Source organism: Paenibacillus methanolicus, from assembly GCF_008124765.1.
Lineage (GTDB): Bacteria > Bacillota > Bacilli > Paenibacillales > Paenibacillaceae > Paenibacillus_Z > Paenibacillus_Z methanolicus.
In genome coordinates, this window is the sequence record NZ_VNHS01000006.1 from 481,644 (window position 1) to 500,664 (window position 19,021).

At 56.8% G+C, this 19,021-nt stretch carries 15 protein-coding genes; all 15 read right to left on the bottom strand.

Annotated features, from left to right (window positions below; all coding sequences use genetic code 11):
* Nucleotides 1-83: 83 nt before the first annotated feature.
* The 15 genes from BCM02_RS18315 to BCM02_RS18385 all read right to left on the bottom strand — a co-directional run bounded on the left by BCM02_RS18315 (nt 84) and on the right by BCM02_RS18385 (nt 18,481).
* Nucleotides 84-1,283 carry an EAL domain-containing protein gene (locus tag BCM02_RS18315; RefSeq protein WP_187434285.1) on the bottom strand — a complete coding sequence of 400 codons (1,200 nt, stop codon included), beginning with the start codon at nt 1,281-1,283 and terminating at the stop codon, nt 84-86.
* Nucleotides 1,261-2,763, bottom strand: coding sequence for a GGDEF domain-containing protein (locus tag BCM02_RS18320; RefSeq protein ID WP_148930549.1), 1,503 nt, complete (start codon nt 2,761-2,763; stop codon nt 1,261-1,263). The genes BCM02_RS18315 and BCM02_RS18320 overlap by 23 nt, the downstream gene beginning before the upstream one ends.
* A 1,105-nt stretch (nt 2,764-3,868) precedes the next feature.
* Nucleotides 3,869-4,525: a phosphate signaling complex protein PhoU gene (gene phoU / locus BCM02_RS18325; protein ID WP_148930550.1), complete on the bottom strand. Its 657-nt coding sequence runs from the start codon at nt 4,523-4,525 to the stop codon at nt 3,869-3,871.
* 62 nt (nt 4,526-4,587) lie between these two features.
* Nucleotides 4,588-5,346 carry a phosphate ABC transporter ATP-binding protein PstB gene (gene pstB, locus BCM02_RS18330; protein WP_148930551.1) on the bottom strand — a complete coding sequence of 253 codons (759 nt, stop codon included), beginning with the start codon at nt 5,344-5,346 and terminating at the stop codon, nt 4,588-4,590.
* A gap of 15 nt (nt 5,347-5,361) precedes the next feature.
* A complete protein-coding gene (gene pstA / locus BCM02_RS18335) occupies nt 5,362-6,249 on the bottom strand; it encodes a phosphate ABC transporter permease PstA (RefSeq protein WP_148930552.1) in 888 nt (295 codons plus the stop codon).
* A complete protein-coding gene (pstC, locus tag BCM02_RS18340; protein ID WP_148930553.1) occupies nt 6,246-7,172 on the bottom strand; it encodes a phosphate ABC transporter permease subunit PstC in 927 nt (308 codons plus the stop codon). The genes pstA (BCM02_RS18335) and pstC (BCM02_RS18340) overlap by 4 nt, the downstream gene beginning before the upstream one ends.
* A gap of 99 nt (nt 7,173-7,271) precedes the next feature.
* Nucleotides 7,272-8,234: a phosphate ABC transporter substrate-binding protein gene (locus tag BCM02_RS18345; RefSeq protein ID WP_148930554.1), complete on the bottom strand. Its 963-nt coding sequence runs from the start codon at nt 8,232-8,234 to the stop codon at nt 7,272-7,274.
* Nucleotides 8,235-8,440: 206 nt separating this feature from the next.
* Nucleotides 8,441-9,100: a phosphate signaling complex protein PhoU gene (gene phoU / locus BCM02_RS18350; protein WP_148930594.1), complete on the bottom strand. Its 660-nt coding sequence runs from the start codon at nt 9,098-9,100 to the stop codon at nt 8,441-8,443.
* 29 nt (nt 9,101-9,129) lie between these two features.
* Nucleotides 9,130-9,903 (bottom strand): phosphate ABC transporter ATP-binding protein PstB, encoded by a 774-nt coding sequence (gene pstB, locus BCM02_RS18355; protein WP_148930555.1) that lies wholly within the window; start codon nt 9,901-9,903, stop codon nt 9,130-9,132.
* Nucleotides 9,904-10,058: 155 nt separating this feature from the next.
* Nucleotides 10,059-11,276: a methyl-accepting chemotaxis protein gene (locus tag BCM02_RS18360; protein WP_187434287.1), complete on the bottom strand. Its 1,218-nt coding sequence runs from the start codon at nt 11,274-11,276 to the stop codon at nt 10,059-10,061.
* Between the two features lie 113 nt (nt 11,277-11,389).
* The gene (gene pstA, locus BCM02_RS18365; protein WP_148930557.1) at nt 11,390-12,289 is read right to left on the bottom strand and encodes a phosphate ABC transporter permease PstA; all 900 of its coding nucleotides are present in this window, start codon (nt 12,287-12,289) and stop codon (nt 11,390-11,392) included.
* Complete coding sequence (pstC, locus tag BCM02_RS18370; RefSeq protein ID WP_425466187.1) at nt 12,289-13,236, bottom strand: phosphate ABC transporter permease subunit PstC; 948 nt, start codon at nt 13,234-13,236, stop codon at nt 12,289-12,291. Before pstC (BCM02_RS18370) ends, pstA (BCM02_RS18365) begins: the two co-directional genes overlap by 1 nt.
* A gap of 110 nt (nt 13,237-13,346) precedes the next feature.
* The gene (locus tag BCM02_RS18375) at nt 13,347-14,198 is read right to left on the bottom strand and encodes a phosphate ABC transporter substrate-binding protein (protein WP_425466188.1); all 852 of its coding nucleotides are present in this window, start codon (nt 14,196-14,198) and stop codon (nt 13,347-13,349) included.
* Between the two features lie 41 nt (nt 14,199-14,239).
* The gene (locus tag BCM02_RS18380; protein WP_148930560.1) at nt 14,240-15,637 is read right to left on the bottom strand and encodes a stalk domain-containing protein; all 1,398 of its coding nucleotides are present in this window, start codon (nt 15,635-15,637) and stop codon (nt 14,240-14,242) included.
* Nucleotides 15,638-16,246: 609 nt separating this feature from the next.
* A complete protein-coding gene (locus BCM02_RS18385; RefSeq protein WP_148930561.1) occupies nt 16,247-18,481 on the bottom strand; it encodes a putative bifunctional diguanylate cyclase/phosphodiesterase in 2,235 nt (744 codons plus the stop codon).
* Nucleotides 18,482-19,021 lie beyond the last annotated feature (540 nt).

A 19,021-nucleotide genomic window follows, 5' to 3' on the forward strand; every position in this document is an offset into this window, starting at 1 on the left:
TATACGAAATATTGCCGCCGAAAGCAAAAAAAACCAGTCATCGCATGATAGCTGGTTTCGAGCGGAATAATTGTTCGAGTCCTTCAAGTTCCTGCAATCGCCTCTTGCGGCCTACCCAGATGGTACCCTTGCGCGAGGGGAACGCCCATGTCGCGGATGTAGGACAGCTCTTCCTCCGTTTCGATGCCTTCGGCGATGATGGCGCTGCCCATTTTGGAGGCGAATTCGGTAAACGTGTGCACGATATGACCTTTCACCGCGTCGGCATGAATGCCGCGAATGAGCGAACGGTCGATTTTGATAAAATCCGGCTGCAGCTCCACGATCGATTGGAGGGACGAATAGCCCGCGCCGGCATCGTCGATCGCAATCTGGAATCCCTGGCTCCGATAATGATCGAGCGTCCGCTTGGCGGCCTGGAAATCCTCGATCGAGCTGCGTTCGGTAATCTCGAACACGACGTGGTGCGCGGAGAGGCCCATGTCGGCTAGAAGCGACAGCGTCTGGCCCGGCGTAAACTGCGGATCGTCCATAATTTGCGCGGTAAGATTAATGAACAGCTTCTGTCCGCCGGACAGACCCGCGCTCGACTCGATGGCGCGCTCGCGGGCCAGCCGGTCCAGCACGTACACCATCCCTTCCGCGGACGCGAAATCGAACAGCTGCTGCGGGCCCGGGAACCACTGGTTGGCGGGAAAACGGCTTAGCGCCTCGTAGCCATAGACCGACTCGTCGCGCAGCGAGATGATCGGCTGGAAGACCGGGTAGAGCATCCGCTTGCGCGTGAGCTGGTCGAATAGACGCAGCTTCATGCTGCGTTCCGTCGCGAACAGATGCTGGCCGTGCACGAGCGCCCGCTTCATCCCTTCATACCACCACGATGAATTGAGGCGCTGGCCGTTAGCCCGCATATAGGCGATACCCGTATGCAGCGCCATGCCGGCTAACATATCCGATCTCGCGACGCCGCGGAATGACGGTTCCCAATCGCGCTTCAGCCGATTCGCGAGATCCAGCAGCCGTTCCTCTTGCAGCTCCCCGTCATCGCCGGACATCGGCAGGCAAAGGAACAAATCCTCGCGCATCCAAATCTGCTGCACGCCGGGCAGCTCCGCTCGGAGCGCTTCCGTCTCCCGCTCGATAAAGTTTCTCCACTGCGCGGCCGACCAGCTTCTGCGCCGGTATTCGTCCTTGCCCGGTCCATGCCAAGCCAAATAGATGATGCCGGCGGCACCGGGTCGCGATTTGCCCCACAGCCGGCTATAGTGTCGATTCATATCCATGACTTGCTCCACGTTGACTTCGTTCCTCTCCCCGATGCATTTCAAACACGCCGCCGCCCACATACGAGCTGCCTCGCATGCTCTTGGCCCGCTTCTTCAATCGCGCCGCAGCCTGCGACAAATTCTCCGGCGTGACCGGCCGGTCGCCGTCCCACCGCACGAGCGAGACGGACAAGCTGACGCCTTCTTGGTCGACCCGGTTGCCCGAACGATCCGACACGGCCAGATTATCCGCCCCGCCATAGAAACTCGCGACGCCGTCGTCGAATCGGCGCAGGACCGATCGGCACAACGTCTCGCCTTGCCCGGCATCGGCCATGACGATGAAATCGTCGCCGCCAATATGGCCGACGAAGCTGCCGTCCGGCGCTATCAGCCTCGTTTCCTCCTGCAGGACCGAAGCGCAATATCGAATCAACGCATCGCCTTGGCTGAAGCCGAAGCGATCGTTGAACCATTTGAAGTAGTCCATATCCGCGTAAAGCACAGCGAAGGGGCGCCCTTCGACAATCCGCCGCTGCATCTCCCGGACGATCGACGCATTGCCCGGCAATCCGGTAAGCGGATTGGACGTCCTCGCTTCTTCCGTCCGCAGGTTCGTCATGCTCTCCAGAATGGAGCGGATCGACGCGGCCCCGAGCAGTCGTTCGTCCCGCGTGATGACGACGACATCGTACAGCTTGGCATGATCCCGGGCGGTCGCCAGCTGCGAGACCGATTCTACCGAGCTTTCGGCGTCGACAATGAGCGGATGATCGTCCATGATTTTCTCGATCGGACGATTCCAATACAGCGCGATGCCGAACGGCCCGGCCAGCAATTGGTGCAGCTTCTCCTTCATAATCAGTCCGACCGGACGCTGACCCTCTACGATGACCGCACCCTGCACGCGCTCGTTCATCTCGAACAGCTTGCCCACCTCCGATACGCGCGTTTTCACGTCAAATACCGGAATTTGCTTTGCCAACGCGCCGATTTGGAACGCGGCTCCGACAGGCGTTTGTGCGGCCACCACCGTCTCGTCCTGGTCTTCATTGCGCCCGCGGACCGGATGCCGTAGCGGCTCGTTCGCGGCCAACATCGCTTCTTTCAGCGCGCCGTATATCATCGATTCCGCCGAACGCCCCACGCCGGAAGGGTAAATCGCCGAACTGCCGATCGCATAGCCCGCAATGTCGTGCTGCCCGCTTCGTTGCGCTGCTCGCAGGCACTCGCGCAGCGCTGTCGCCGATTGGGCGATAAGCCTGTCCAGCCGTACGTCCTCGCGCTGCCGGCCGAGCAGGAAATAATGATCGTGATCCATCCGGTACTGCCCAAATAAACGGCGTTCACGTTCCATCCATTGCCGGGTGGCGGCCATCTCGCCGTTTCCCGCTCGTTCGACATGAAGCAAAATAACGCCGACCCCGCCATGATGCCAGCGCTCCGTTATTTTCTCTATCAACGTTCGATCCAGCAATCCGTATCCGATCTCTTCCACGGCTATCCCCTCGATGCGAATGAACTGATTCCCTTGCTCTATTCCGCTATTGTAGCACCGGATTGTTTAAGGAACGTTCCGTGATTGTAAAGCGTGGGTAAAAGCAAGGGACAAAAACAAACAGGCCGGTTCCTGAGGAACCGGCCGGGCGGGACGAAGGGCAACTCGCCGATGACTTCCGCTCGGACGAACGTCTCAGCGATTCGGGATGCGGTCGTAAAGTTTAGCTCCGTGCGTTCATGATAGAGCTCGTTACTACCGCTATAGAGCGGGTAAGTGTCTCTGAGCGCTTGAATCTCGTTTTGCGTTAACTGATCTTTTGGATCCGAATTATCGGACGGATACAAGGTAACTACACTTATTCCGATCAATACGATGAATGCAAATAATAATCGTTTATTCATATTACGTCCCCCCTAATATTTATTTGCAAGATCATTAATGTCATGACTTTGGTATATCCAGGAAACGCCCCCGTTCTCATAATTGAATTCGCATTGCTGGAACGTTTCGCAAGACTTGCAGCACTCTCATTTGGATTTCTAATATTAATTAAGACATCGTCAGTACTTGTTAACTCTGTAAATCCTTGCAAAGAAGATTGGCTAAAAAACCGACGTTATCATCCCGCCACTGTTTTGAAGGCGTCACAATATCAACATTGGGTTCGGGGAACGAAACACGGCTAACTTTTACATCGCTTGTTGCATTTGGCCATGCATTTGTTGCAGGAACATAGTAAGAAGACCATGCCGAAGATATGTTATCCCCATTAACATTAAGATGTGGAATTAAATAATTCCATGTAGTCATCCATTTAGTGATATCGGAGTTCCTTTAGGGGCACTTCCTTCGTAATAAATTTCATGTGCTAGAGCCGACGGTACGGCTGTGACCAATGCTCCTGTTAAAATGAATGAAAAAAAATGAAAACTTGAATAAAAGTGGCGCCACGGGAATTGTCCTGTGACGCCACTTTAATTCATGTTTAGGGTCATGACGAGAATTTGCTGAAATACAGACTAATAAACCAAACCTAAGTCATTCAGGTTGATGGAATGTTTTAAATGATGACAGTGGATCTTATTTATATCCTGTTAAGAAGTCAAACGTTCAAATCCGGCCGTTTCCCAAGCACCAAATACACGACGCTCTCGCCGATGTTCGTCGCGTGGTCCGCGATCCGCTCGACGTAGCGGCCGGCGAAACTGATCATGCCCGCCTGCGTGATCGTCTGCGGGTTGCTGACCATCAGCTTGAACAAATCCTGCGTCACTTGATTGTACAGCGCGTCGACCTCGTCGTCGTCCTTAGCCATTTTGTAGGCCAAATCGACGTTCTCCTGCACGTAGGATTGGATCGACTCGTGAATCATCTGCTGCGTCACCTCCGCCATGCGCGGCAGATCGATAAGCGGTTTCACGAGCGTCTGACCTTGCAGACGAAGCGTAATCTTCGCGATATCGACCGACAGGTCGCCCATCCGCTCGAGATCCGCCGCCATCTTGAACGCCGTCAGAATCCGGCGCAAATCCTTCGCCACCGGCTGCTGCGTCGCGATCATCCGCGCCCCGAGCTGGTCGATGCGTTCTTCCAGTTCGTTCAGCCTTCGGTCTTGCTCCACGATGACGCGCGCCTTCTCGGCATCCAGCGTCTGCAGAGACGCCATTGCCTCCGCGAGCGCGTGCTCGACGCGTTCGCCCATCTCGACGAGCAGCTCCTGTAGCTGCTTCAGTCCTTCATCCAGTTCTTTGCGTTTCACGACCGCATCTCCCCTTCGTCGGCGATTCACCGCCCCGTTGTCGCTTCTTGCGATGACTCTCGTTAGCCGAACCGGCCAGAGATGTAATCGTCTGTTTCTTTCTCGGACGGATTCGTGAACATTTTGTCCGTGTCGTCCGTCTCGATCAGCTTGCCCATATAGAAGAACGCCGTCCGGTCGGACACGCGCGCCGCCTGCTGCATGTTATGCGTTACGATGACGATGCAATATTCCTTCTTCAGCTCGGCGATCAGCTCCTCGATCTTCGAGGTGGATACCGGATCGAGCGCGGAAGCCGGTTCGTCCATCAGGATGACCTTCGGTTTGACCGCGATCGAACGCGCGATGCACAACCGCTGCTGTTGTCCGCCCGAGAGCGCGAGCGCCGAGTTGTGCAGCCGGTCCTTCGTCTCGTTCCAGAGCGCCGCCCTGCGCAGGGAGTCTTCGACGATCTCGTCGAGCTTCTTCTTGTTCTTAATCCCGTGGTAGCGCGGACCGAATGCAATGTTCTCGTAGATCGATTTATGGAATGGGTTGGGACGCTGCCACACCATGCCGATCTGCTGGCGCAGCTCGACGACGTCGACCGACGGGTCGTTGACGTTCACGTCGTCGATCCAGATCTCGCCGGTCGTCTTCACGCCGCCGATCGTATCGTTCATCCGGTTCAAGCTTCGCAGGAAGGTCGATTTGCCGCAGCCCGAAGGTCCGATCAATGCCGTCACTTGCTTAGGCGAGAAGCTCAGCGAGACTTTCTTCACCGCTTCCTTCTCCCCGTAAAATACACTCAAGTCTTTCACTTTCATCCCGGTGGTTGCCATGTGCGATTCCTCCTGCTAACGTGTTGCGGTGAATTTGCGGTGCATGAAGCGGCCGAACCAACGCGCGCCGAAGTTGAACAGGAGCACCGTCAGCACCAGCACGGCGGAAGCGCCAGCGGCGATCTCGCCCGCATCCGGCGCGAGGCCTTCGCTGTTGATTTTCCAGATATGAACCGCAAGCGTCTCCGCCGGACGGAACGGATTAAGCGGCGAGAACGGGCTAAGCGGGTTCCAATCCGTGAAATCGAGTCTCGGCGAGCTCATGCCGGCGGTGAAGAGCAGCGCGGCGGCTTCGCCGAATACGCGGCCCGCGGCCAGGATCGTGCCGGTAATGATAGCAGGCATCGCGATCGGTAACATAACCGATGTGATCGTCTTCCAGCGGGAGAGGCCGAGCGCCAAGCTTGCTTCCTTCTGTTCGCGAGGCACGCCGGCCATCGCTTGTTCCGTGATCCGGACCATAAGCGGCAGGTTAAAGACGGTCAGCGCGAGCGCCCCCGAGAACAGCGAGAATCCGATGCCCATGATGTTGACGAACACTAGCAAGCCGAACAGGCCGACGACGATGGACGGGAACGACGAGAGCACTTCGACGACGAGACGAATCGAATTCGTCACCTTCCCGGGCTTCGCGTATTGGCTCATATAGATGCCGGCGCCTAAACCAAGCGGAATCGTAATGAGCATCGTCAGCACGAGCAGGAACAGGGAGTTGAACAGCTGCGGCCCAATGCCTCCCCCGGCCTTGATCGTCTCTGGCGCCGAGGTTAGGAAGTCCCAGCTAATATGAGACAAGCCGCGGAACAGAATGAAACCGAGCAGTCCTAGCAGAACGAGCACGATAATGCCGGCGAATAGACAAATGACGACGGTCGCGACTTTGTCGGCGGTTTTGGCGTTCATCGGTGATTTCTCCTCTCCAGCACGCGAACGATGAATACGAAGATGAAGGTCATGGTCAGCAAAATGAGGGCCAGCGACCAGAGCGCGTTGTTATGCGCCGTCCCGGAAATCGTGTTGCCCATGCTGAGCGTAATAGCGCTCGTAAGCGTTGATGCGGATTCGAACAAGGAACGCGGAATATGCGGCGCGTTGCCGATCACCATCTGGACGGCCAGCGCCTCGCCGAACGCGCGCGCCATGCCGAGCACGACGCCGGTCAGCAGCGCCGGCAGCGTCGTCGGCAATACAATGCGGTAGATCGTCTGCCAGCGCGTCGCGCCTAGGGCGAATGATCCTTCCTTTAATCCGCCGGGCAGCGCAGCGAGCGCATCCGTCGCGATGGACGTGATGGTAGGGAGAATCATGACGGCCAGCACGAGCGAGCCGGCCAGAATCCCGATCCCTTGACCGGGGAAAATCGCGCGAAGCATCGGCACGATGACGCTTAGTCCCACGAAACCGTAGACGACCGACGGAATGCCGGCGAGCAGCTCGATGACGGGCTGCATGAAACGTCTGCCGGCGCCGGGCATGATTTGCGTCATGAAGATCGCCGCGCAGCAGCCCAGCGGAGCGGCAATGAGCGCAGCGAGCAAAGATGTGCTGAATGAACCGAAGATGAACGGAAGCGCGCCGAATACGGCCGGTTCGCCCTCCGGATCCCACTTCAGTCCAGTTAGCAAATCTCCGATGTTTACGCCGTTCGTAATGAACGTGCTTAAACCTTTGGAAGCGACAAAATAGACAATGGCCAGAATCGTCGCGATCAGAACTAAAATACAAACGAACGTATATACGCGGCCAACCCATTCTTCTCTGATGTGCGGTTTCATGAATGCGGATTTCGAATTGGTCTTCTGACCTTTCACAGCCGACTGCTCCATAGTACCTCTCCTTCTTAACTGCCAAGGAGAGGCGAACGGATCGCCTCTCTGGCTTGTGAATGCGTATCAGCTGCCCTTACGGGTCGCTTACGTCATGATTTATTTCTTTGTAACGGTACCGTCTACCGCGCGAGTAACCGTCATTTTGTTAACCGGGATGTAGCCAAGCTCCGTCACGTCGCCGTTTTGCACTTCGTCCGTCAGCATGTAATCAAGGAATGCTTTCGTTGCCGCATCCGGCTCGCCTTTCGTGTACATGTGCTCGTATGCCCATACCGGATACGTGCCGTCGACTACCGTAGCTTCCGATGCTTCAACGCCGTCGTATTTCACGGCTTTCACCGTATCGTCGAGGTACGAGAAGGCCAGGTATCCGATTGCGCCGGGCGTCTCGCCGACGAGCTTCTTAACCGTACCGGACGAATCTTCTTGGATCGAGCCTTGCAGGTCTTCCGTTTTCGTGCCAAGCGCGTAGGTTTCGAACGTTTTGCGCGTTCCGGAGCTTGCCGGACGGTTGATGATCGTGATTTTCTCGTCCGATCCGCCAACGTCTTTCCAGTTCGTCACTTTACCCGTGAAGATATCAACCAGCTGCTGCTTCGTCAGGTTGTCCACGCCTACTTCTTTATTCACGACCGTCGCCATGCCGACTACCGCGACTTGGTGGTCGACCAGGTCTTTCGCGAGGTCCGCTTCCGCGTCTTTGAACTTCTCTTCGGCGAAAATATCGGAGTTGCCGATTTGCGCTTGTCCGCCCGCGACTTGCGTCAGGCCCGTGCCGCTGCCGCCGCCTTGGACTTGAATCGTCACGCCGCTATTCGTTTCCATGAACTTCTTCGATACTTGATCGACGAGCGGTTGCAATGCCGTCGAACCTACTGCCAGGATAGAGCCGGAAAGTTCTTCACCGCCGCCTTCAGCGCCGCCTGTCGTTCCGTTATTCGTGCCAGCCTCTTGATTCGCGCCGTTGTTAGCCGCGTTGTTTGTTGTGTTCTTGGAACCACAAGCCGCGAGACCGATCGTCAACACCAGAGCCATTACTACAAGCACCATCTTTTTCATGCTAATGGTTTTCTCCTTCCGTTTCTTGCACGGTTTTATTTGCTTTACATGTCTTATTGTAAAAGCTTGTCGTTAAACGGGTATTTTCACTATGTAAACGCAATGTAAATATTTTCGAGAAAATCGTTCTTCTCTATGCGTTATTGTAAATAAAAAACAAAAACAGCCTGCTTCAGGATGCCCCTCAACAGACTGTTCACATTCAGCTATGCGTTAAGTTCCGGTCTCGTGCCGGTGACCAGGTAGACGACGTTCTCGCCGATGTTCGTCGCATAATCGCCGATCCGCTCGACGAAGCGGCCGACGAAGCTGAGCTGGCTTGCCTGCGCGATCGTCGCCGGATTCTCCGCCATGAGCGCGAACAGCTCGCGGAGAATTTGGCCGTACAGTTCGTCGACGCGATCGTCTTCCTTCGCCATTTTGTAAGCCAGGTCCACGTTCTCCGTCACGAATGCGCGAATCGCGTCATCGATCATCGTCTGCACGATCTCGCCCATGCGCGGAATGTCGATGAGCGGCTTGATCAGCTTCTCGCCGTTCAGGCGAAGCACGACTTTGGCCACGTCGACGGACAGATCGCCCATCCGCTCGAGATCGTTCGAAATTTTGAAGGCGATCAGAATCCGGCGCAGGTCTTTCGCGACCGGCTGCTGGGTGGCGATTAGGCGAGCGCCCAGATCGAACACCCGCTCGTCGAGACGGTTCAGATCCACGTCGTCTTCAATGACCCGTTTCGCCGCCTCTAAGTCCAGCTGGCTTAACGCGCGAAGGGAGCGATCCAGCGCGGTCGCGGCTTTGCGTCCCATATCCAGCAGCAGCTCGCGCAAGTCCTCTAGTCCATGATCGAATTCTTTGCGTGCAGTCATCATCATTGCTTGTAACGTCCCCCTCTAGACTAGCCGAATCGTCCGCTGATATAATCTTCCGTCCGTTGATCGCGCGGCGTGGAGAACAGCTTCTCCGTCTCGGCGTACTCGACGACTTCGCCGTTCAGGAAGAAGACCGTCTGGTTCGAGACGCGCGCCGCTTGATGCATATTATGCGTAACCATGACGATCGTATAACGGTCCTTCAGTTCCTGCGCCAACTCCTCGATCTTCAGCGTCGAGATCGGGTCGAGCGCGGAGGTCGCTTCGTCCATGAGCAGCACGTCGGGTTCCACGGCCAAGGCGCGCGCGATGCACAGCCGTTGCTGCTGACCGCCGGATAGACTGAGGGCGGACCGTTTCAGATAATCCTTCACTTCCTCCCACAGCGCGGCGGAGCGAAGGCTCGTCTCGACGATCTCGTCGAGCTGCTTGCGTCCCGAGATTCCGTGCAGGCGCGGGCCGTAGGCGACGTTGTCGTAGATCGATTTCGGGAACGGATTCGGCTGCTGGAACACCATGCCGACCTTCTTGCGAAGCGTCTCGACGTCGACTTCTTTGGAATAAATGTCAGCCCCGCCGATGGCGATTTTGCCCTCGATCCGAGTGCCCGCGATCATGTCGTTCATCCGGTTCAGCGTACGCAGCAGCGTGGACTTACCGCAGCCGGACGGTCCGATAAAGGCGGTAATCGCCTTCTCCGGAATTTCCATGGATACGTTCTTCAGCGCGTGAAATGTACCGTAATACAGATTTAATTTATCAATTTCAATTAACGCTCGCGTATGAGCTGGCGCTTGCATGGCGTTCCCTCCAGTGTTGGACTTCATTCGGACAACGCTAATGCCGCTGTCCAACCTGTTCCTATCCTAGCGTCGATATGTCAAAGTCGTATTGATGATTTGTAAACGCTGTGTAAAATATCCATCGGATGCCGCAATAAGCAACATTTAAGTGCCTAACGCTCCTTCTCCATCCCGGCCTGCATCGAATCAATCAGCTGGTTCAGCTCGCCGGCGACGCGCTCCGATTGCCGGTACGCGTCATCCGCCAGGCGACCGATCTCCGCCGCGCTATTACGGTTGCCGGCCGCCGCGTGAAACAGCTGCTCGAACGCGCCCGAAGCTTCCCGCACCGAGGTTTCGCTAGATAGCGCTTCGTCACGGCTGCGCGCCACCAAATCGGCGGTAACGGAGACCGCCTGCAGGACGGTGCGAATTAGGTCGCCTATCTCGCCGGCCGACTGCTTCGTCTGCGTCGCCAGCTTCCCGACCTCGCCGGCGACGACGGCGAAGCCTCGGCCATGCTCGCCTGCCCGAGCCGCCTCGATGCTGGCGTTCATGGCCAGCAGGTTGCACTGCTCGGCCAAGTCGCGGATCAGCTTCGATACGGCGCCGATCGCGTCCGCCTGATTCTGCAGCTGCTTGATCTGCTCGACTTGACGAGCCGTCAGTCCGGAGAGATTCGCGAAAGCTTCGCTTACTTTATTCAGCTCGCTTTTGCCCTGGAGCGTGTAGTCGACCATTTTCTCCGACATTAGTTCGCCATGACGGGCGGCCTGCAGCACCTCGTCGACCGAACGGTCGATTTCGTGCACCATTCGTTCGGCGCCTGCCATCGTCTTGATTTGGGACTGAGCGCTTTGCTGCTGCAGCAGCCGGGATAAGTTGAGCAGATCCGCCATCGTGAGGATACCGGCCACGCGGCCGCCGCTTGTGACGATGACGCAATCGTACAGCGTGCTCTCCTCGCGGCCGAGCGCCAGGTCAAGCAGTTCCTGGTCGGACAGCGTCGTCTCGACGACGAGCGGCTGCTCGTCCATCAGCCGCGTAATGCTCCGCTCGAAGAACAGCTCTTTGCCGAACCGCTGCGTCTGCAGCCTGGACAGCCGGTGCTTCATGACAAGGCCGAGGGGCACGTCCGCTTCCGTGCACACGATGACGCACTCGCTGTCGGGCGCCGCATTGAACTGCTCGATCACCTCGCTGCACTTGCGCGCCGGCAGCACGGTCATGACCTGACGAATAAATCCTTTATATACGGAATCGCGGGAACCTTCGGCCCGGCTGCTCGCCTTGTTAGCCGTCGCTTCCCGCTTCTCGTCGTTGCCCTTCTTCATGGCGGGCTCGCTTACGATCGTCAGCCCTCGTCTAGTCGTTAATACCGCATTGTTCATTCCTGTTCCCTCCATCTCCATCCTCTATCGCTAGTTCCCACTATAGGGAAAGACCGTTATCGGACGTATATGGAAATGTTAACGGAATGTCAAAATGCGTCGAAATGTGTCATTCACCGCATCTTGCGCGCGTTCAGCCATAGCGGAATGCGGAACAACAGGTTGATCAGCAGCACGATAAACACGAGCACGGCCGCCGACTTCTCCGCGATCTCTACCGCATCCGGCACGATCGCTTCGGATTGCACATACCAGAGGTGGACGGCTAACGTCTCGCCCGGCGACAGCAGGTTGAAATCCCACATGACGCCCGAGGTCGTCACGCCTGCCGTCAGGATGATGACGGCGCTCTCGCCGAACGCGCGGCCGGCCACGAGGCAGATGCCCGTAATAATGCCGTTCAGCGCGACCGGGATGAGCACGCGTCGAATCGTCTGCAGGTGCGTGCCTCCCAGCGCGAACGAGGCGTGCTTCATCTCCTGCGGCACGGCGCGGATCGCTTCCTCCGTCACGCGGGTGAGTACCGGCAAGTTCAAGAACGCCAGGCTGACCGCGCCGCCGATGATCGTCAGGCCGATATCGAACGCTTCGACGAACAGCACGATACCGAACAAACCGAAAATAATCGAAGGAACGGACGCCAGCCCTTCTACGCAGACGCGCAGGAAGCCGATGAACTTGTTATCCGGCGCGAATTCCGATAAGTATATGCCGGCCGCCATCCCAAGCGGTATCGAGATGACGAGCGAGATGATCAGCACATAGAAGGAGTTGAATAACGCCGGCCCGATGCCGCCGCCTTCCATGATTTCGTCCGGCAGCCCCAGCAGGAAGTCGATGCTGAGCTTCGGCATGCCTTTCTCCAGGATGAGGAACAGGAGCCCGATGATGAAAATGATCGTGCAGATGCCGACCGTCCATACGAGGCCGGTGAACAGGTTGTTTTTGAGCCGGTTCCCGCTTTTGCGCGAAGACGCGAACGGGCGCGGGCTCTGTTGTACGCCAGCGGACATTATCGTTGCACTCCTTTACGCTGCATGAAGCGGATGAGGACGATCATGAGCAGGGAAATCACGAGCAGCAGGAAGCCCATTAAATACAGCGCGTAGTTCCACGTCGAATCGAACGGCACGTTCGCGATTTGCATGACGATGTTGCTCGTCAGCACGGACGTCGGCTTCAGCAGGCTGTTCGCCAACTGCGGCGTGTTGCCGATGACCATGACGACCGCCATCGTCTCGCCGATCGCGCGCGCCATGCCGAGGATGCCGGCATACATAATGCCGCTGCGCGCCGCCGGCAGCACGACTTTGAACGTCGTCTGGAAACGAGTGCCGCCCAGCGCGTAGGAAGCGTCCCGGTATTTCTTCGGCACCGCGGTAATCGCGTCGTCGCTGATCCGGCTGATCGTCGGGAGCACCATGATCGTCAGCACGATCGCGGCCGCGAGCAGGCCGTCGCCCATCGTCGTGCCCGTTACGTCGCGAAGCAGCGGGATGAGCAGCGTCATGCCGAGGAAGCCGTATACGACGGAAGGAATGCCGACCAGCAGATCGAGCACCGGCCGCAGCACGGCGCGCAGCCACGGCGGCGTCACTTCCGCCAGGAATACCGCGATCAGAATGGAGATCGGCATGGCGATGAGCATCGTCAACGCGGTCAGCGCGAAAGTGCCGAATATAAAGATAAACGCGCCGTACTGTTCATTCTCCGGCACCCATTCGGTCGAGAAGAAGAACTCCATCGGCGAGACGTACTCGAACGTCAGGATGCCGGTGCGGCCCATCAGAAACAGAATCGAGAACAAAATAATGCACACGAATACCGCGCAGACGACGCAAATCGCCTTGAACGTGCGGTTGTAGAACGCAAGCCTCGCCCGGCGTCCGAACGTCTTGCCCGAGCTGGTCTTCAGGCTCGTGCCCAGCTCGGTTGCCGCGGCGCTCGCGGGCGCTGACATCTCCATCATGCTCGTTAAGCCCCTTTCGATTTTACAAAATCTTCACGCGAACCCCATAAAAGAAGCCAGCTAGGCACTTTCATCCTAAGCTGGCCGCATGGGAGTTTCGATTACTTCATCGCGGAGATCGGAATAAACTTCAATTTTTTCAGCGAGCCGTTCTGGAACGTCTTGCTTTGGATATATTCGATGAACGCCTTCGTCGCGCCCGTCGGCTGGCCTTTGGTCATGTAATAGCCGTAGCCCCATACTTTGTACTTGCCGTTGATGACGTTCGCTTCCGTCGGCGCCACGTCGTTGATTTTGAGCGCCTTCATTTTGCTCGTAACATACACCAAGTCCATGTAGCCGATGGCGTTCGGCGTCGTTTCGACGGCCGTTTTCATGTCGCCGCTCGACTTAACTTCTTTGTAGTTGTCGCCTTTGGACATAAAGTCCGATCCGTCCAGCGCCTTCATTTGGAAGTTGACGCGCGTGCCCGAACCGAATGCGCGGTTGACGACGACGATCGAAGCGTCGTTGCCGCCGACTTCTTTCCAGTTCTTCACTTTGCCCGAGAAAATGTCTTGCAGTTGTTTCGTGGTCAGGTTGTCGACGCCTACGCCTTTGTTGACGACGGCCGCGAACGGAATAACCGCGACTTTATGCGCGACTTGACCATCGAACTTCTTGAAGCCCGGCACGTCCGTGGAAGCATCCCAGTCTACGGCGCCGATGTCGGCGATGCCTTTGCGCACCGATTGCGGGCCCGTGATGGAGCCGGCCGCGGATGCGGAGATTTTCACTTTCGGATTCAATTTCTTGAATTCCTTCGCTGCTTGCAGCGTCAGCGGCAGGAGCGCCGACGAGCCGTTAATGACGATTTTGCCGCTGAGCTTGCTGGCCGCGCTTGCAACCGGAACGGCCGTTGCCATAACCGCGAGCGCGAGTGTCGTGAACGCCAAACTTTTAAACCATTTCATTTTCATGGGGGTTAATCTCCTCTCGAATGTAGGGGGTTGTTTTATTTCGTGACTTTCTTCCATTTGCCGCCGTTGTCCACGAGAATCGCGCCGCCTTCGACGACCGCGACCGACGCGCCTTTGCCCGCGACGATCTCCGACACGTCCTCGGATACCGTGTAGAGCAGTTTCGACGCAGCGCCTTGAATTTCGTATACTTCGCCGCCGGTTGCCGTTGCCACGAGCGCGTACAGCTTATCGCCGGCTGCCGTCGCTTGGATCACGTCTTTGCCTTCGAGCAGCGATTTGACGGATTTATCCGCACCGACCGCAAGCAGGGACGAAACTTTGTTCTCTTCGGAGCTGATATAGTAGGCTTGACCCGCGTCCGCCGAAGCGCCGACGAAAATTTTGTCGTCCGCTTTCTCCGTCAACTTCGCCGGCTTGCCGTCCTTCACGCTCGAATCGAAGAAGTACAGCTGCGGCTCGGTGCCCGTCATGTCGATCGCCACGTCGTCGCTCTCGACCGGCTTGTTGGCATCGGCCGTAACCGCGCCCGGCTTCGTGACCGAATAGAAGAATTTCTTGCCGTCCGCGGATACCGCCAGATCTGCTTTGTAGTCGACTTTGTCTTCCAGTACTTTCGTAATCGCGCCATCGGCCGGATTCAACTTCGCGATGACCGAGCCTTTGTCGCCTTGCAGGAAGTAGATCGCGCTGCTATCCGCCGACCAGACGAGTTCCGGCTTGATCGTGTCGTCGCCGCTTACTTTCGAAGACGATTTCGTCGCCAGATCCAATACGTATACCGCGCCCGTCTCGTCCGTGTAAGCCGCTTTCGCGCCATTCGGAGCCACCGTCAGCGCAGAAGCCGTGCTCGTGCGGAATACTTCCGTGAATTCGCCGGTTGCCGCGTTTACTTTATAATCCACTCGGCCGCCATCTTCCGCCAGCGTGCTGACGAGGAGCGTCTGCGCGTCGATCCAGATCGGATCTTCCGCATCCGTAAGCCGCTTCGTCGCATCCAGCCATACTTTGCCGGACGCATCGGTCGTCTGCTCGATGCCAAGGGCGCTCGCGAAGCCTTCCAGCTCGGCGTAGAACGAGTTGTTCACGTTCACGACCGCCGCGCCCAGTTCGCCCTCTTCGTCGCCGATGCGTACCTTTGTCGAACCATCCTGCAGCTCGACAAGCACATCGTTCAAGTACGCCAGCACCGTCTTGCCGCCGGTTACCGTGAACGTCGCGCCTGCCGCGACGCCAAGATCGCGTACGGACACGAGCGTTACGCCGTCCTTCACGATCGTGCGAACCGTCGTAACCGCATCGTTCACGTAGAACGTGCTGTTCGTGACTTGCGTGCTTGCCGTCGCTGCGGGAGCAGCCGATACGGCGCCGACCGCGGACGTGCTGACCGCTGCCGCGAGTACGGAGATGATGACCGTTTTCTTCATGGACATGGAATAAGTTCACCTTTCCTCGTTAGAACTGATTTTGACCTGCCGTTGTCTCTTCATGACCGCCCTCGTTCGTCATTCGCCGATCCTGTCGATTGCCTGCTTCACAAGGGGTGTTCCTTATGTACAAGACCGATTATAGGCAAGGTTTGTAAACCGTCTGTTAATCAAATATGTAGTTATTATGAAGGACAAAATCCCGCTTGCAACTTGCCGGATTCCTGCCAATGGCCTAGGTAGTTCCTCCCCCTTCCCCCTCCTCCGAGGGGAACCAAAGGGCTTTGCCCTCTGGACTCCCTTTTTCGTGCCGTCTCACTTGTTCGCGGTCGGCGATTGGGCTTGAGCGGGGCACGCTTTTGTCCTGACGGACAAAGCTTCAGTGGGTTTTGAAGTCAGTCCTAAGACTTCAGCGTGCGTATGCCTGTCAACTTAGGCCACAGGCGGCTTCAGTGGACGTTTTTCCTTAACCTTACAGCATTGCCCCCTCCCCTGAGGGGAACCAAAGCTTATGCTTCCGATGTACGTTTCCCGTTGAAAAACGCTCGAGACGCCCGTCTTCGTTACAAGGTCACGACAAAAAAGGACCGCCGCTTCGGCGGCAGTCCTTTTGGGTTATCGTATGAGTGCGCTGTCGACGGCGAGGAACTGGTTCTCCAGTTCCTCCGCCGGCAGCGGCTTGCTGAAGTAATACCCCTGCACTTCGTCGCATAAATGTTCTTGCAGAAACTCATACTGTTCCTTATTCTCTACCCCTTCGGCTATGACGCGCAAGCCGAGGCGGTGAGCCATCACGATAATTGAGCCGACGATATCCGCATCGTTGGTGTCGGTCATAATATCGCGGACGAACGATTGGTCAATCTTCAAGCGGTGCAGGCCGAACCGTTTCAGATGGTTAAGCGAGCTGTACCCGGTGCCGAAGTCGTCCATCGCGATTTGAACGCCGAGCTTCCGAAGCCCGTTCAGCGTCATGACCGTCGAGTTGACGTCCATCGTCATCGATTCGGTAATTTCGAGCTCCAGGAAATCCGGCGTCAAGCTCGTCTCGTCCAACACGCTAGAGATGGATTCGATCAAATCGCTCTTCGTGAACTGCTTGGCCGATAAGTTGATCGACATGCGCACCGGGGCGTACCCGGCTTCCTGCCACGCTTTGTTCTGTCTGCACGCTTCCTTCATGACCCACTCGCCGATCGGCAGGATCAGCCCCGTCTCTTCCGCAAGCGGGATGAACCGGCTCGGCGGAATCATGCCCATTGTCGGATGCTGCCAGCGGATGAGCGCTTCGATGCCGATCAGCTTGCCCGTCTGCGTGTCCATTTGCGGCTGGTAGTGGAGCGAGAATTGTTCCTGTTCGATCGCCCGGCGCATCGCGGTTTCCAGCGCCAGCTGGCCGCCGGTCATGATGCGCATATTGGAATCGAAAAATTTGAATGTGTTCTTGCCGCTTGCCTTCGCCTGATACATGGCGCTGTCCGCTTGCACCATAAGCGTCTCGATGTCCGTGCCGTCCTTCGGATACAGCGCGATGCCCATGCTCGGCGTGACGTGGAATTCATGCACGCCTAGAATAAACGGCTTCTCGAACGCCTGCAGAATACGTTCGGCCACGCCGGCAATCTCATGTTCATGCTGCACGCTGCGCAGCATGAACATGAACTCGTCGCCGCCCATGCGGGCGACGAGATCGTTGTCGCGAATGCACGACTTCAATCTTGCCGCGACTTCCTTCAGCAGCCGGTCGCCTTCGGTATGGCCGAGCGAATCATTGACCAGCTTGAACCGGTCGAGGTCCAAGTAAATAAACGCCAGTTGGCCTTCGCCCAAATGCGGCTGCCGGTTCATCTCTTCTTGCGCCGTCTGAATGAACATCCGGCGGTTCGGCAGCCCGGTCAACTCGTCATGGAACGCCATATAGTTGATGCGCGCTTCCGCCTCGTAACGTTCCGTAATGTCGCGGAATTGCCCGTATGCGCCGATGACGCTGCCCTTCTCGTTCAGAATCGGACTGGCATCGAACAACCCGACAATGTTGAATCCCTCCAGGCTGATTTCGATATCCTCGTACAGGGCGCCTTCGGCCAACACGTTGCAGAAATAATCGCCCAAATGCGGCAGCTCGCAAATTTGTCTGCCGATCAGCTCGCCTCGGCTGAGCTTGAAATTCTGGGCGGCCAGCTCGTTCACCTCGATAATAAACCCGCGTTCATCCGAGATAATGGCGGAGTTCTTCTTCGTGTTCATGATAATCTGATTGAGCACGTTGAGCCGCTTGTTCTGCTCGCGAAGCGTCATCTCCCGTTGGATGGAGTCCACCGCCGTCTGGAGGAGATGGATCAGCAGCGGATTATGGAGATGCGCCGACGTCATCAGCAGCACTGCGCCTCTCGCGCCGGTCTCCTGGTATTTGAACGGCACCGCATAACAGGCCAGCCGATGGAAAAAATGATGGTAGTGATCGTCGCCGATCAGCTGGACGGGGCCGCCGCTCATAAGCGCCAAGCTGACCGCGTTGGTGCCGGAGAGCTCTTCCGTCAGCGCAATGCCGGAATTGAAGCCCGCCGCTTCAATCAACTTCATCATGGTCGAATCCCCGGCTAGCTGCAAAATCATGCCGTCGTTGTCGAACACGGCCGCAAGCAGCGGCAGCTCTTCGGAGACGGATAGCTGCATATGGGCAATGAACTCCTGCGTTATGGCAAGGGTCTCCGCGTATTCTTCCAATGTCGCCGCGTAGCGTTCGGGCTCGCAAGATTGGTATCCCGGTAATTGGTCTGCCTTCAACTGGTAAGCCGCGCATCTGGCAAATGATTCTTGTATGAAGGTAGGCTTTATCCGTTCTGTCATCTCTTGTTGTCCCTCATTTCCGCTAATCCTGATTGGCCGCGCGCGTAGTCGCGCGATCTGTTACTTTCTATTTCGACCAAAAGGGAACAAGTTTTTACATCAAATCGCAAAATATTTTTATTTTCCTCCCCCTACCCCAACATTCGCCTCGCCCCTTCCCCCTCCATTGGAGGGGAACCAGAGGGATTCGTCCCTCTGGACTCCCGAAATAAGCGTGCCTTCTACGCGGCCGTCTTCGATGTATCCTATCATGGTGAGCCCGCTTGTCCTTCGGACAGGCTATTGTTCGAGCTTCGTACGTGACGTTGTGCCTTGGGTGGTATCCTGTTCGGTAGAGCGGATAGCTAGCAATGTGCTGACCTTCGCTTTCGTCCGCTTGGGCGGACGCGCTTTACTTCCTTTGCGGGCACATTCCAATAAAACAAAAAAACTCCGTGCCTGAGTGGGAGGCCACTGAAGAACTTACGCATTTTTCTTTGACGGCTTACGTCTCAGACAAAAAGACATCCATTTCCCACCTTTTGGGAATGGATGTCTTCT